This window comes from Nocardia sp. NPDC058499, from assembly GCF_042719915.1.
GTDB lineage: Bacteria > Actinomycetota > Actinomycetes > Mycobacteriales > Mycobacteriaceae > Nocardia.
Window position 1 is genome coordinate 715642 of the sequence record NZ_JBHXMZ010000003.1, and the last position, 13894, is coordinate 729535.

The following is a 13894-nucleotide window of genomic DNA, read 5'->3' on the forward strand; positions in this document are numbered from 1 at the left end:
CCGCGTAATGCGGATTCCCTTACCTGGCCAATTACGGCTACGTCCCCGCCACACTCGCGCCCGACGGCGAGGAACTCGACGCCTACTACCTGGGCCCTTCCGAACCGATGACCTCAGCACACGGCACCTGCATCGCGATCGTCCACCGACTCCACGACGATGACGACAAACTCGTCGTCGTTCCCGGCCCCGCCACAACCCTCGACGACGCGGCTATCGCCGCGGCTGTCGAGTTCCAGGAGACTGCCGGGCACTACACCGTCATCAGGCACTGACCAGGACGCCCCGGCAGCAGACTCGGCGGCAGTGCTACGAACCGGTTCAGTGGACCGAAAGTCCCGCGACTTCCGCCTCGAGCATCTCCACAAGGCCCTCGGCGGGGCGCTCGCCGCAGATTTCCAGCCAGTTGGCGAGCATCCGGTGCCCGCCCTGGGTCAGCACCGATTCCGGATGGAACTGCACGCCGTGGATCGGCAGTTCGTGATGGCGCAGCGCCATTACGATGCCGCTCTCGGTACGCCCGATCACATCGAAACCGGCCGGCAACGTACTCTCCACGACGGTCAGCGAGTGGTATCGGGTGGCGGTGAACGGGTCGGGCAATCCCGCCAGGACACCCGTGCCGATATGGAACACCGAACTCGTCTTACCGTGCAGCAGTTCGGGGGCCCGGGTCACGGTGGCACCGAACGCCGCGCCGATCGCCTGGTGGCCGAGGCAGACGCCGAGGAGCGGGGTGGCCTGCTCGGCGCAGGAACGCACGATATCGATGCTCTTGCCCGCACGGTCCGGCGTGCCGGGGCCGGGACTGATGAGGATGCCGTCGAAATCCCGGGCGACCGCGTCGGTATCGGTGAGTTCCGGATCGTCGTTGCGCCAGACGACCGCCTCGACGCCGAGCTGACCCAGGTACTGGACCAGGTTGAACACGAAGCTGTCGTAGTTGTCGACGACCAGAACTCGCATGCACAAAGACTACGTGGCCGATCGCCGGATACGGGGACATCCCCCCTGATCACCTGGTGGGATAGCCTTGGAACACGACCTGCACGCTGAACACGAGGACATCATGCCCAAGTCGAAGGTCCGCAAGAAGACCGACTACACGATCAACCCCGCCAGCCGCACGCCGGTGAAGGTGAAGGCGGCGGGTCCATCGCCCGTCTGGTACGTCACCATCATGCTCGGCTTCATGCTGGCCGGGCTGGTCTGGCTGCTGGTCTACTACCTGGCAGCCGATCAGATCAGCTGGATGAGCGATCTCAATGCCTGGAACTTCCTCATCGGATTCGGGCTGATGGTGGTCGGGCTCATCATGACCATGCGGTGGCGCTGACCAGGGGATTACACGGGTGTAATTAATGCACACCTGTGGATAAACCTGTGGATAACTCTCGAGACGGATTGGGGAACACCGCGTGCAGCCCGAGAGCACACAACCACGCCTGGCCTGGTCGACCCCGCTGCCCGCGTTGGTCGCGGTCGCGATCGGGGGTGTGGTTCTCGCGGTCGCGGCGCTACTGACCGCCGAGGTGCCCGGCAAATTCCTGCTCGGTGTCGCCGCCCTTGTGCTACTGGCCCTGGCTGTACTGGGTATCCGCCAGCGACCGCGGTTGTCGGTTGTCCCGGGTGAGCAGCCGCGGCTGGTCCTGCGCGGTCTCACCGGCGCGACCGAATACACGCGGGACCAGATAATGCGGGCACGGATCGTGGGGTACCGCCGCCTCGGCCGTAAATCGCCCATGCTGGAAATCGATGTCGATCACCTGGGCACCGAGCGATTGCTGATCTTCGGCCGGTGGGACCTGGGTACCAGCCCGGAAGACGTCTACGAAACACTGCGTTCGGAACTGCGCCTGCGCGGCGATTCGGCCCGCTGAACCCACTTCGGCGCTGCTGGTCTCCATCCCGGTAGATGTTTCACGTAAAACATCCGAGCCAGGCTTCGTCGAGGCAGCGGCAGGCCCTGTCCCGGACATCGGCCGACAGCGCCGGCGATCAGCGCAGCGACGCAGTCGCGACTCCGATCACGGCCAATGCCGCCAACGCCACAACCACCAGCGCGATCACACCGATCGTCCGGGCCTGCTCCGGTGTCCGGGCCCGCAGCCATTCGGGCAGAAACATCACGCCCAGCGTGGCGAGTGTGCCCGCGGCCAGCCCACCGAGATGACCCCACAGCGAGATACCGGGCAGCGAGAAGCTGATGAACACATTGATCCCGATCAGGATCAGCATGCTGTTCGGGTTCTGCCGCAGCCGGATGAGTACCACGGTGATGGCCCCGAACAGGCCGTATACGGCCCCGGACGCGCCGGCAGTCAGGCTGTCCTGCGCCAGCAGCATCACCGCGGCCGAACCGCCGAGCAACGAAATCAGGTAGACCGCGAGGTAACGCGCCCGGCCGAGGACCAGTTCGATATCCCGTCCGACGACATAGAGTGCGAACATGTTCAGCAGCAGGTGGATCAGGCCGTAGTGCAAGAAGCCCGAGCCCAGCACTCGGAGCCATTCCCCGGCGGCGACCGCCGGCGGATACATGACCCAGTCGATGAACAGGGCCGACCCCCGCTCATTGGCCATCAGACTGCGCGACTGTGCCGCGGTGATCGCGTACACCACGACGTTGAGAGCGATCAGCGCATAGGTGACGAACGGCGTGGCAGAACGGGTGGCCACCGCCCCCGACGCGGTGCGGACCTTGCGTGTACTGCGCTGATCGGTGCGGACACAGTCGACACAATGCTGACCGACCGACGCGGGACGCAGGCACTCCGGGCAGGCCGGGCGGCCGCAACGAGTGCAGGCCAGACCGGTGGGCCGGTCGGTATGCCGCACGCATACCTGCGCCGGTGGCGAGGGTGGCTGCGGGTTCACCGGAAATCCCGGTCCGAGGACGGCTGAATGGTCCGGCCGGGTTCTTCCGGCCCGGTACGACGTGTCGCGCTCACCTACCCATCGTGCCATGTGCCCCTTTTGTCCGGTGTCTACCGCCGAGCTCCACGCCGACGCCGGCCGACCCGTTGACCTGCCGGTCTGCGCAGCAGGCGCGGCTGTGCCAGAGTTGAGCCATGAGCTCGAACCCACTGCGTCCCTCCAGTCGTTCGCGCTATCGGCTGCTCGCCGCCGCCGCGGTAGCCGCGGCAGGCGGTACCGCATGGCTGGTGCGCAGTAAACGCCCGCAGCCGCCCGAGCCGGCTCCCGCTCCGCCGCGTATCGGCCAGACCCGTACCGGCGCCGCCGCGGTCACCACGAACGGTGCCGCCGCGACCCCGGAGAGCTGAACCTGCGCCGTCAGCGGCTGACGGTCTTGCGGTACTGCCGCAGCGCCAGCGGGACGAAAACCGCCAGGATGATCACGACCCAGATCAGGGTCGTCGCCACCGGATGCTGCAGCGACCACGCGTTCGATTCGTCGACCACGGGCGAGGAGTTACCGAACAGGTCGCGGGTCGCCTGGGCCAGCGCCGATACCGGGTTCCATTCGGCGAAGATCCGCAGCGGTGTCGGCAGATCCTGCAGCGGTACGAACGTGTTGGCGAGGAAGGTGAGTGGGAAGATCACCATGAAGCTCGCGTTGTTGAACACCTCGGGCGTGTGCACCAGCAGGCCGACCACGGCCATGATCCACGAGATCGCGTACGCGAAAAGCAGCAGGAGCGCATAGGCCAGTACCGCGTCCAGTAGCGATCCGCGGATGCGCCAGCCGACCACCAGGCCGGTCAGCGACATGACCACCAGGCTCACCACATTGATCACCACATCGCTGACGGTGCGCCCGATCAGCACCGACGACGGTGCCATCGGCAACGAGCGGAACCGGTCGATGATGCCTTTCTGCATATCCTCGGCGAGGCTGAGACCGGTGAACGTGGATCCGAACACGACGGTCTGCACGAAGATGCCCGCAATGAGGAATTCCCGGTAGCCGCCTTCGAGGCCTGGAACTTTGATCGCGGTACCGAAGATATAGGCGAACAACAGGACGAACATGATCGGCGAGAGCGTGCTGAAGATCAGCACATCGGGCACTCGCTTTATCTTGATCACATTGCGCTTGGTGACGGTCAGGCTGTCGCTGACCACCATGGACAGTCGCTCACCCATACCGAGTGATTCCGCCGGAGCGCCGGCCGTTGCCACCGCGGTCATCTGCTCTTTCCTTCCATGACTTCGAGTTCGCCGGTGTTCCGCGATATGCCTGCCGCCGAGCTCGGGGAGCCGGGGTCGTGTTTCCGGTCGCCGGATTCCGCCTCCGTCTCGCTCGGCTCGCCGGCCTCGTGACCGGTGAGCGAGAGGAAGACATCGTCGAGCGAAGGGCGGCGCAATCCGACATCCTGGATCTTCACCCCCTGCTCGGTGAGCCTGCCGATGGCGGCCACCAGCGCTTGCGATCCGTCGCTCACCGGTACCACCACGCGTCGCAGGCCCGGCTCGATGTGGATATCCCCGTCGGCCAGCGGACTCAACGCCTGCTGGGCGACCGCGAGATTGTCGATATGGTCGACCGTCAGCTCGATCCGATCGCCGCCGACCGTGCTCTTCAATTCGTCCGCCGTACCGCGGGCGATCACCTGACCACGGTCGATCACCGCGATGGCATCGGCCAGCCGGTCGGCCTCCTCCATGTACTGGGTGGTCAGCAACAGCGTGGTGCCGGCGGCGACCAATTCCTCGATCACATCCCACAGATCCAGCCGGGCCCGCGGATCGAGGCCGGTGGTCGGTTCGTCGAGGAACAGCACCGGCGGGTTGGCGACCAGGGCGCCGGCCAGGTCCAGTCGCCGGCGCATACCACCGGAGTAGCCGCGCACCGGCCGATCGGCGGCCTCGCTGAGCCGGAATCGTTCCAGCAGTTCACGGGCGCGTTCCTTACTGCGCCGCGTCCCCATGTGATAGAGCCGCCCGACCATTTCGAGGTTCTCGAAACCGGTCAGGTACTCGTCGACGGCCGCGTACTGACCCGACGCGCCGATCCGGGAGCGCAATGCCCGCGGCTGGGCGAGCACATCGATCCCGGCCACCGTCGCTCGCCCGGCGTCGGGTACGAGCAGGGTGGTGAGTACCCGGACGGCGGTGGTCTTCCCGGCGCCGTTGGGCCCCAGCAGAGCGGTCACCGTACCTTCGGGCACTGTCAGATCGAGGCCGTCCAGGGCGCGGACTCGTGGCCCGTAATGTTTGACGAGACCCTCGGCGACGATTGCGTCGGGCATGATTCTCCTGATTCGAGTGATTGTGCGGGGTGGAGTCGGTGTATCGCCGATGGCGGCAGCGGGCCATCGACCGGAGCGCATGCGGCGAACGGCCGTATATCGGGCCAGTATTGTCGCGGGCCGCGGGGTTTTCATCCGATTTATCCGGTTGCCCGGCTGCGTTCGGGGCCCGGTGTGTCCGGACCCGAATCGGCGGTGCCCACACAGAAAGAGGGCCGCACCCCGGCCCGGCTGTGCTCGGGGTAGCCGGTACAGGGTGCGACCGGTTTCTATAGTCGTCGCCCCGGTCGGCCCGGTCGTGCGTAGCGGACTACCCGATTCGGCGGGTAGCGGTACTCGGATCCGCGCGGCGTCGCCGAAGCAGTGTGGGTGTCGAGGCTCACGGCCGGGAGTCACAGCCGCATAGTGGCATCGACCTCCGACAAATCCGGCGACTCCGGCGGTCACGCCGCGGTGGGTGGCAGGCCGGATCGGTTGGCTCGTCCGGCACTGTGTGGCCACCGCAAAGCACTGCAGAGCAGCACTTTCGACAGCTTCCGGTGTACCGCGCAGCGATCCGCATTGGCGCCGCATCACCGCCGATGGGAAGCTTGTGATCTGCACCAAAAAAAGTCGGAAACTACTAGGCCTCTTGTACGCGCAAATGCGGATCATCGCGTAGGATCGAACGCGTCGGCCCCTCCCCCCCGGGCCGACCATACGCGGGCCTCGGCTAACTCCCCCCTTCGCCGAGGCCCGCTCTCATGTCCGGACCCATGGCCATATCGCGCGATACCCGGGGCTTCCGACGAGAATCCGTTTCCCACCGCACGCTCCCGTGCACACCCTGCATCCGCCCGCACCGCAATGGTGAGAGAATTGGAGTATCATCGTCTCATCAGATCGATGCAGTAGATCAAGGGAGATCCGCATGACCGCGTCCGTAGACGTCGCAGCCATCGACACCCATGCTCCGGCCGAGCGCCGGCCATTCGGTCCCGGCACCCGGACCTGGGAAGAAGTCGGACTGATCACCTTTTCGCTGACCGCGGGCTCGGCCTTCCTGTTGCAGACCATGGAGCCCTCGATCTCCGCGGTGGTCGATGCTCACTCCACCTTCCGCACCGACCCCATCGGCCGCGCTCTGCGCAGCCTGTCCGCGGTGATGATGTGGACCTACGGCGGCGAGGAATCACTCGGCGAAACCGACCGGTTGCGCAAAATGCACGCCACCCTCAACACCACCGACGCCGCCGGGAAACGGCATACCGCCCTGTCCAGCGGTCCCTGGGCCTGGGTACTGCACACCGGCACCTTCGCCTTCGCCGAGAATGCCGAATACTTCGCGAAACGGCCGCTGACCGCCGCGGAGAAGGAAGACTACTACCGCGAGACACTGCAGCTGATGCGGAACTTCTACGTACCGCCCAAGGAGCTGCCGGCGTCCTATGCCGACTTCGAGAAGTTCTTCGCGGACCAGGTGGAAAACCATCTGGAAGCCACCCAGACCGCGAAGGACTACCTGAAGGTCATCCGGACGATCGCCCCGCCCACCCAGCTGCCGCGCGCCTTGCATCCGCTGTGGCGCGCAGTGACCGGGCCGTTCGGCCGGATGCAGCACTTCGTCACCGTCGGCACCACCCCCGAAGCGGCGCGGCGCAAACTGGGACTCACCTGGACCGAATCCGATGAGCGCAAACTGCGGATCCTGGGCTGGTTCATCGCCCGGCTGGTCCCGTTGCTGCCGGAGCGGTTGCGCTACTTCCCGATCGCCTACGAGGCCCGCAAACTCGAACGCGATAAGGCCCGGCTGCGCAAGGTCATCGATATCCGGCCGCTCTGATCGACCGGCGAACGGCCCCCGGAAGAGAACCTCGTCCGGGGGCCTTCATCTGCATCGATACACTTCGGACGAGCCGAGTTCGACAGGAGTACCGACCGTGACCAGCAGTACGACCACACTTCCCGACTACGAACAGGTGGTCCGGCTGCCGCGTGAACTCGGCCCGATCACCGTCCCCGAGAGCTTCCGGGACGAGAACGACCATATGAACATCAGGCACTACTTCGACCTGTGCGTCGAAGCCGGTGGACAGGTTTTCGAACGTATCGGGATCACCGACGAATACCGCGCGAGCCGCGGCACCGGATTCTTCACCGCCGAGCATCACATCCGCTACTACGCCGAAACTCGGATCGGCGAAGAGGTTTCGGTCTACGTGCGGGGCGTGGATCGATCCGACAAGGTGGTGCATGTGGTCGCCATGCTGGTGAACGACACCACCCGGCGCCTCAGCTGCACACTCGAGATCACCGCGATCCATGTGGATCTGCGCACTCGGGCGGCCACCTCGTTCGCGGCCGATATCGCCGCCGCCATCGATCGTGAACTCGCAGCCGATGCGGCGGATTGGCCCGTCCCGGTCTGCGGCGCCATGGGGATACGTCGCTGAGCGCGGCCGGCGAGATCAGACCGGTTCGGCTCCGACGCCGGGATCGGGCCGGCCGGCCGCCGGGCGAACCGTCACCGCTTCATGGCCGCGGGGCCGGGCCGTGCTGACGAACATCACCGGTTGCCCGGCGTGCAGGGTCCGGTAGCCGTCGGTTTCGATGCACCGGTACTCCACGAAGACCTGTTCGGTCCCGTCGTCGGGCTTGATATAGCCGAACCCTTTCTCGGAGTCGAACCAGAAGACTCTCCCCCGTCTCCAATCCGATCGGTCGATGCCGGGCGCGGCAGACTCCGAAGGGGTCATTACCAGGTCTTCTCCACTCGTGATGTCTTGGTCGACACCATCAAACGTACGCCGAGTGCCCGTTGACGTCACGAACGGTGTCAGCGGCACGCCGGTACGGTGCCTCTGTGCGAGAAGCATCCTTCCTCACCGATACCCGCGCCGGCTACAACGCCATCGCGGCGGCGTACGACGAAACTTACGCTGGCGAACTCGACTCCAGCCCTTGGCAGCGCGCGATACTCGCCGCCTTCGCCGAAGTGATCGGTCCGGGCGAACCGGTTATCGATATCGGCTGTGGCCCCGGCCGGGTCACCGGTTTCCTTTCCGGGCACGGCCTGTCGATACGCGGAATCGACCTGTCGCCGGCCATGGTCGAGCTGGCCCGGCGCCACCATCCCGATATCCGGTTCGATGTGGGATCCATGACCGCGCTCGAGATGGCCGACGGCTCGCTGGGCGCCGTGGTCGCCTGGTACTCCCTGATCCATATTCCGCCTGCCGCGCGCTCCGGGGTCCTGGCCGAATTCCACCGTGTATTGCGGCCGGGCGGACGTGTGCTGCTCGGGTTCCAGGCCGGCACCGAGGTGAAGCATTACGAGGAGGGATTCGGGTTTGCGGTCTCGCTGGATTTCCACCGGATCGCCCCCGAGGAGGTGGCGGCAACCGCCGAGGCCGCCGGTTTCACCGTCGATATGCGTTTCGTCCGGGCACCCGCCGGAACCGAACCGACCCCACAGGCAGCTCTGCTGCTGACCCGGTCGAGTTGACGGAGGCTTCGTATACTATCGAAAAGATCTTGATCCCCATCATTTCGATGCGATCGAAGTGATGGGACACCCAACCGCCGGCGTCCGGGGCACCGATCGGGCCACCTATCGAACTGATTCTTGACGCGATCATTTCGATAGATAACCCTGGTCAGGTGGTGACCAAGAAGAACCCGCTCGGCCCGACAGGCGATACCGTCCGGGAGAACGTCCTCCGCTACCGCACTCTGATGAACCTCGGGTATGCCGATCTCGCGCGCAGGCTCGAGGCCCACGGCCGGCCCATCCCGGTACTGGGGCTGTCGCGGATCGAGCGTGGCGAGCGCCGGGTCGACGTGGACGACCTGATGGCGCTCGCGGTCGCACTCGGGGTCTCCCCCACCAGTCTTCTGCTCCCGGACACCGGCGATTCGGACGACCCTGTCACCGCCACCGGAATCGACGGCACCGCCGGGGATCTTCTCGGCTGGTTCCGCCTGCACACCCCCTCCGCACATATCGGCAAGCCGGCCGGCCGGCGGTTCGTACGCGATGCCATCCGTTTCATCGCCGACGCCCGACCCCGGTGGGATATCGAAGGTCTCACCCTCGAGCAGCTCCCCGGGGTCGGCCATCAGGAGTACGCCGCGGAGATCGCGCAGAAGGCGCGGCGAGCCGACGGCGACGACAGCCGCTGACACCCGATCCCGCAGCCGAGTACCCAGCGATCATGGCGGCTCGAACCGCGTACCGTGCCCGGCTTCAGGAAGTCGAACCCGCCATCAACTCGAAAACCGAGACCGGACGCCCGGCTTCGGCGCCGGCCGCCCGCGCCCGACGCCAAAGCCCCTGCGCGGTACGGGACAGGGTGGCGTCCACACCGGCCTCCTCGCTCGCATCGATGATGTGCTGCGCACCGGCATCCATCATCGCGAAGGCTGCGAGATCGCCCCACCCACCCTTCTGGGCGGCCGCCGCGTACTCGGCCATGAAGAACGGATAGGCCTCGGCGGAACGCAGCGCATACGGCAGGAATCGTTCGATATCGTTGCCGGAGCGCTTAATCAAGGCCAGAGCCTGATCGAAGGCGAGCATCCACGGATGGAAGACGATCAGCAGCGCCTGGTAGAACACCTGCGCCAAACCGTCGTCGTCGCCCAGATACTCTTGGGGACTCAGCGGCCGCAACAGTTCGGCGTGGGCATCGAAAACGTCCCGCGGCCCGCTGTAGAAGATGTACGAGGCCGGGTGGGCGATATTGTCACCCGCCGACATGAAGCCCCCGGAGAGAAACTGCGCCCCGTAGGAGCGCACCCACTGCCCGCCCTTGCGGGCGTTCTCCGGTGAATCCGACGACAGATTCACGATCACCTTCCCCCGCAACGCGCCGGTCGCCTGACCGAGTACGTCGTACATCGCGGCGTAATGCGTCAAGCTCAGGACGGTCACCTCGCCCGCGGCCAGCGCCTCGGCCACCGTCGCGGCCCGGCGCGCACCCGCCTCGACCATGGCTTCGGCCTTCTCGGGGCTGCGGTTCCAGACGGTGACCTCTACACCCGCCGCCAGGAAAGCCCGCACCATGGCCTGCCCCATCGGGCCCAAGCCGATCACGCTGACCGACCGAGTGTTCTGCTGAGACATCGGATTCCCTCTTCCATCAGTGGTCGAACTGCTTGCCGGCGCCGCAACCGATACTCGTTCCCGCAGGTAGTGTGGACAAGAACGTACGTTCGGGTGGGGTTGCTCACCTCGAGGTCCGTAACGAGGTCGGGAGGTCGCGGTGACCGGTGCGAGTGATACAGATCATGATGTGTGCGGTATGTCGGTGGCGATCGACGTGGTCGGCGGTAAGTGGAAACTGCATCTGATGTGGGTGCTGGCCGCGGGCCCGCGGCGCTTCGGAGAGATCCACCGCGCACTGGCGGGGGTCAGCGAAAAGGTGCTTACCGAGAATCTCCGTCAGCTGGAGGCAGCCGGAATCGTGCACCGCGAGGTGTATCCGGAGGTCCCGCCCCGGGTCGAATACTCGCTCACCGCACTGGGTGAAGATCTCGCGCGGGCCCTGCGCCCACTGGAGGAATGGGGCGATCGGCACCGCAGTCATCTGATGGGCGTCGCTTGCTGACCTACACCGCAATGGTGTTGCGCCACAACGGCCGGAATCCGCACCGATGCGCACGGTAAAGGGTTTCGACGGTCCCGCCTCGGAAAAGTAAACGCTCCCCACCTGAAAGCGCAGGTGGGGAGCGTTTTTGTGGAGCCTAGGGGAATCGAACCCCTAACCCCTGCCTTGCAAAGGCAGTGCTCTGCCAATTGAGCTAAGGCCCCGGGCAGACGGGCGGCCGCCGTGTGTCGCCTGCGAAACAGTAGCGTTCCGGCACGTACACCGTCAAACAAGCCTACCCGGCGAGAACCGGTCGTTCACCTGCGCAGGGCGCCGGTGGCCTCGAACTCCGCCTCGCGGCCCTGCATCTGTTCGCGGTACCAGTTCTCCCGATGCCAGAGCATCGCCTTTTCGTGCAGACGTCCGATCGGTGGTACGCGGCGGGCCAGTTCCACCGCGGTGACCAGTGGAATCCGGGCGATCGGCAGCAGTACCCAGGGCAGCGCCGCCGGCATCCGGTACTTCCGGCGTGTGGTGGGCAGCATGTAGAGGGCAGAGTAGGCGGAGTTGATCCGATAGTTGTAGTGCGCCCGCAGCCTGGCGAATCCGCGTTGATCCGGCCGGGGCGCGAAGGCCGCCGGATAGGACTCGATGAGTTCGGCGCCCTGCTCGCCGGAGTCGTGGGCACGGGCGATCAGGGTCATCGCCATGACCCGCAGGGTGTCGGGCACGGTTTCCGGATGCCAGGTGAGTCGCACTCCGAGCAGGTAGCCCATGTACTTCTGGAAGTGCAGGAGCGCCCGGAACTCCGCCGGACCGGTTTGATAACCCAGGGCCCACAACCCCAATCCGGGGATGGTGCTGCCGGCGATCAGCGTCAGCAACTGATAGGTCTGGCTGATCGGCAGACCCCACCGTTCGGTATCCCATTCGGGGTGCCGCGCGACCCCCGCGCGTACCGAAACGTGCATGATGCGCACCTTCAATGCGGTGGCCCGCCCCTGCGACCCGGGAGTCAGCAGCGCGCCGGGCTGGGATACGTCCATCCAGAACCGGCAGGTTTCCAGGAACCGGCGCAGCGCACTGTCACCGGCGTAGCCACCGGCCAGTGACAGCGGGGTGGCTACGGCGGATTCGGTGTACATTTCCAGCGTCTCCGCACCAGCGAAGCTGAACAGCATGGTGCCCCACCGGCGCCAGACCGCCGCCCCGCGTTCGACCAGTTCGGGACGCACCCAATCGGGGACGGTTTCGAATTCGTCGAACAGCGCGCGCATCGACGGCGGTGGATCGGCGATGCTGTCGATTCCGTCGCGTAGTGCGGTATCCAGCAACTGCCGCCCGTTCTCGCGGCCCTCGCCGGCGCGCATCACCTCGGCGACGAACCGTTCTGCCACCGGATCCCCGGCGAACATATCCGCGCACAGCGCCTTCGCCTGTTCGTCGGCCGGGAAGAGGTCGCTGCCGGTCACGGCGCGTACCAGCCGTTCGACCGCCTGTACCCGCGGATCGGCCCGGGCCTGCCAGTAGCGAAAGCTCTCGGGGCATCGAACGGCCGGATCTTCGGTATCCGGTGTCACCACTGGTATCGACATCACTGTCCTCCCTGCCGAGCCGGCCCGCAGCAGCACCCTGGCCGATGACACGAGCCGGCTCCCACCACACAACATACTGCAATGTATGGAGTAACAGTACTCAAAAGTATGGAATGCCGGAAGGTCATGTCTTCCCGAGACGGTCCCGGCCCATCCCTGGGCAACATGCGGTGGACTGCCCACGCCGGTCCTGATCGCCCGATCCTCCGAGCCCGCCCAACGACTCCCCTACCATCGGTGTATGGGACTCAGCGGCGAACAGTCGGAGAAGATGACGGCGGGCTCCGACGCCGCGGAACCGCCCGCCGCTCGAACCCCGCCGCGCCGGCCCAAATCGAAAAAAGCCCAGGCGCAACAGCGGCAACGCCGGCGCACCGCCCGGCTCTCCTACGACGACTGGGTCGACGGCGCCCTGAATCTGCTCTCGCGCGAAGGTATAGGGGCGATCAAGATCCAGCGGCTGTGCCAGGAACTGGGCGTCACGAAGGGCAGCTTCTACTGGCATTTCGACGATATCGAGCAACTCATGACGGCCATGGCCGACCGTTGGAGCGCGATACAGAGCCGAACCGTACGCGATCTGGCCGCATTCGCGGAGATCCCGGTGGAGGAACGGATCGAGAAAATGGCGGCCATGCTGGTGGATCAACGCCACTGGATCGTGGAGACCAGCGTGCGGGAATGGTCACGCAGCAACCCGAAGGTGGCGGCCGCGGTACGCAACCTGGATCAGCGCGTTTTCGACACCGTCAAACGCACCATGCTCGACCTGGGATTCGATGAGAACCAGGCCGGGATAAGGGCGGGCGCGATGGTCTATATCGGCCTCGGATTGATCCACGGCCGGGACAATCTGCCGACGCCGTCCACCGCACAGGTGTCCTCGGTCATCGAACTGCTGGCCCGGCCGTGATCAATGGCGGGCTACCGGCCCGCCGGAGACTGCGTCAGCGAGTGGTGACCTCGTGCCACGTATCGGCCTCATCCCGCTTGCGCAGCTTGCTGATACCGATGAGAACCGCAGCGATAATTCCGATGGTGAGAACGTATTTCATTTCTTCAGCCTAACTCTGTGGGGCGGCGCCGGCTCATCCAGGACCGGTGGTCCCGGTACCGCGGACGAGCCGGTTTCGGAGGGAAAAGCAAACGACCTCCGAACCGTTTCCGGTGGAGGTCGTCGATGTATTGCAGAGAGTGGGTCTAGGAGGACTTGAACCTCCGACCTCTTCGTTATCAGCGAAGCGCTCTAACCGCCTGAGCTATAGACCCATGGTTTCGACCGCCGATAGAAGGTGACTTTCCTACCGGAACCGGCCGAGAACAGAGACTACCCGAACGACCGCCATACAACCAAAACCGCTGGTCATAACCCGGAGGCATTCGGCCATCCCCGCGGGGGGGAGGGGGGGGGCCCCCCCTGCCCCGCCTCCCCCCCCCCCCCGCGCCCCCCCGGGTTTCCGCGAGTGACTCCGCCCCCCCCCCCCCCCCCCCCCCCCCCCTTTTTGCGCACACGCCCACC

General features: G+C 65.7%; 17 protein-coding genes and 2 tRNA genes. 10 read left to right on the plus strand and 9 right to left on the minus strand.

Features of this window, described 5'->3' with window-relative positions; all coding sequences use genetic code 11:
* Positions 1 to 23: 23 nt before the first annotated feature.
* Positions 24 to 275, plus strand: a complete 252-nt coding sequence (locus ACFWPH_RS13415) for an inorganic diphosphatase (protein ID WP_378750753.1) — start codon at positions 24 to 26, stop codon at positions 273 to 275.
* A gap of 46 nt (positions 276 to 321) precedes the next feature.
* Here the strand turns inward: ACFWPH_RS13415 and ACFWPH_RS13420 are convergent, their stop codons facing one another.
* Positions 322 to 966 carry an aminodeoxychorismate/anthranilate synthase component II gene (locus tag ACFWPH_RS13420; RefSeq protein ID WP_280418592.1) on the minus strand — a complete coding sequence of 215 codons (645 nt, stop codon included), beginning with the start codon at positions 964 to 966 and terminating at the stop codon, positions 322 to 324.
* Positions 967 to 1069: 103 nt separating this feature from the next.
* On the opposite strand from ACFWPH_RS13420, the gene crgA reads away from it, so the two are divergent.
* Positions 1070 to 1336: a cell division protein CrgA gene (gene crgA / locus ACFWPH_RS13425; protein ID WP_280418593.1), complete on the plus strand. Its 267-nt coding sequence runs from the start codon at positions 1070 to 1072 to the stop codon at positions 1334 to 1336.
* Positions 1337 to 1418: 82 nt separating this feature from the next.
* Positions 1419 to 1880, plus strand: a complete 462-nt coding sequence (locus tag ACFWPH_RS13430; RefSeq protein WP_378750567.1) for a PH domain-containing protein — start codon at positions 1419 to 1421, stop codon at positions 1878 to 1880.
* Positions 1881 to 1998: 118 nt separating this feature from the next.
* Here ACFWPH_RS13430 and ACFWPH_RS13435 read toward each other — a convergent pair whose 3' ends face one another.
* Positions 1999 to 2877, minus strand: a complete 879-nt coding sequence (locus ACFWPH_RS13435) for a rhomboid family intramembrane serine protease (protein WP_378750569.1) — start codon at positions 2875 to 2877, stop codon at positions 1999 to 2001.
* 194 nt (positions 2878 to 3071) lie between these two features.
* Between ACFWPH_RS13435 and ACFWPH_RS13440 the strand changes: the two genes are divergently transcribed.
* On the plus strand, positions 3072 to 3284 hold the full coding sequence (locus tag ACFWPH_RS13440) for a hypothetical protein (RefSeq protein ID WP_378750571.1): 213 nt from the start codon (positions 3072 to 3074) through the stop codon (positions 3282 to 3284).
* A 10-nt stretch (positions 3285 to 3294) separates the two neighbouring features.
* Here the strand turns inward: ACFWPH_RS13440 and ACFWPH_RS13445 are convergent, their stop codons facing one another.
* Complete coding sequence (locus tag ACFWPH_RS13445; protein ID WP_280464041.1) at positions 3295 to 4107, minus strand: ABC transporter permease; 813 nt, start codon at positions 4105 to 4107, stop codon at positions 3295 to 3297.
* A 41-nt stretch (positions 4108 to 4148) separates the two neighbouring features.
* Complete coding sequence (locus tag ACFWPH_RS13450) at positions 4149 to 5213, minus strand: ATP-binding cassette domain-containing protein (RefSeq protein WP_378750573.1); 1065 nt, start codon at positions 5211 to 5213, stop codon at positions 4149 to 4151.
* A 910-nt stretch (positions 5214 to 6123) separates the two neighbouring features.
* On the opposite strand from ACFWPH_RS13450, the gene ACFWPH_RS13455 reads away from it, so the two are divergent.
* The gene (locus ACFWPH_RS13455; RefSeq protein ID WP_378750575.1) at positions 6124 to 7035 is read left to right on the plus strand and encodes an oxygenase MpaB family protein; all 912 of its coding nucleotides are present in this window, start codon (positions 6124 to 6126) and stop codon (positions 7033 to 7035) included.
* Positions 7036 to 7132: 97 nt separating this feature from the next.
* Positions 7133 to 7645 carry a thioesterase family protein gene (locus ACFWPH_RS13460; protein WP_378750577.1) on the plus strand — a complete coding sequence of 171 codons (513 nt, stop codon included), beginning with the start codon at positions 7133 to 7135 and terminating at the stop codon, positions 7643 to 7645.
* Positions 7646 to 7660: 15 nt separating this feature from the next.
* On the opposite strand, the gene ACFWPH_RS13465 is transcribed toward ACFWPH_RS13460, so the two are convergent.
* On the minus strand, positions 7661 to 7948 hold the full coding sequence (locus tag ACFWPH_RS13465) for a cold-shock protein (RefSeq protein ID WP_378750579.1): 288 nt from the start codon (positions 7946 to 7948) through the stop codon (positions 7661 to 7663).
* Between the two features lie 107 nt (positions 7949 to 8055).
* Between ACFWPH_RS13465 and ACFWPH_RS13470 the strand changes: the two genes are divergently transcribed.
* Both ACFWPH_RS13470 and ACFWPH_RS13475 read left to right on the plus strand, forming a co-directional pair.
* Positions 8056 to 8697, plus strand: coding sequence for a class I SAM-dependent methyltransferase (locus ACFWPH_RS13470; RefSeq protein WP_378750581.1), 642 nt, complete (start codon positions 8056 to 8058; stop codon positions 8695 to 8697).
* A gap of 155 nt (positions 8698 to 8852) precedes the next feature.
* The gene (locus tag ACFWPH_RS13475) at positions 8853 to 9374 is read left to right on the plus strand and encodes a helix-turn-helix domain-containing protein (protein WP_378750583.1); all 522 of its coding nucleotides are present in this window, start codon (positions 8853 to 8855) and stop codon (positions 9372 to 9374) included.
* A gap of 64 nt (positions 9375 to 9438) precedes the next feature.
* Here the strand turns inward: ACFWPH_RS13475 and ACFWPH_RS13480 are convergent, their stop codons facing one another.
* Positions 9439 to 10317 (minus strand): NAD(P)-dependent oxidoreductase, encoded by an 879-nt coding sequence (locus tag ACFWPH_RS13480; RefSeq protein ID WP_378750585.1) that lies wholly within the window; start codon positions 10315 to 10317, stop codon positions 9439 to 9441.
* Between the two features lie 139 nt (positions 10318 to 10456).
* On the opposite strand from ACFWPH_RS13480, the gene ACFWPH_RS13485 reads away from it, so the two are divergent.
* The gene (locus tag ACFWPH_RS13485) at positions 10457 to 10801 is read left to right on the plus strand and encodes a winged helix-turn-helix transcriptional regulator (protein WP_378750587.1); all 345 of its coding nucleotides are present in this window, start codon (positions 10457 to 10459) and stop codon (positions 10799 to 10801) included.
* A gap of 130 nt (positions 10802 to 10931) precedes the next feature.
* Here ACFWPH_RS13485 and ACFWPH_RS13490 read toward each other — a convergent pair.
* Positions 10932 to 11004, minus strand: a tRNA-Ala gene (locus ACFWPH_RS13490).
* A gap of 93 nt (positions 11005 to 11097) precedes the next feature.
* Positions 11098 to 12375: an oxygenase MpaB family protein gene (locus ACFWPH_RS13495; protein ID WP_378750589.1), complete on the minus strand. Its 1278-nt coding sequence runs from the start codon at positions 12373 to 12375 to the stop codon at positions 11098 to 11100.
* A gap of 241 nt (positions 12376 to 12616) precedes the next feature.
* Here ACFWPH_RS13495 and ACFWPH_RS13500 point away from each other — a divergent pair, with 241 nt between their 5' ends.
* Entirely contained in the window at positions 12617 to 13288 is a 672-nt protein-coding gene (locus ACFWPH_RS13500) for a TetR/AcrR family transcriptional regulator (protein WP_378750591.1), read from the plus strand.
* Positions 13289 to 13570: 282 nt separating this feature from the next.
* On the opposite strand, the gene ACFWPH_RS13505 is transcribed toward ACFWPH_RS13500, so the two are convergent.
* Positions 13571 to 13644 (minus strand) — tRNA-Ile (locus ACFWPH_RS13505).
* Positions 13645 to 13894: the final 250 nt, after the last annotated feature.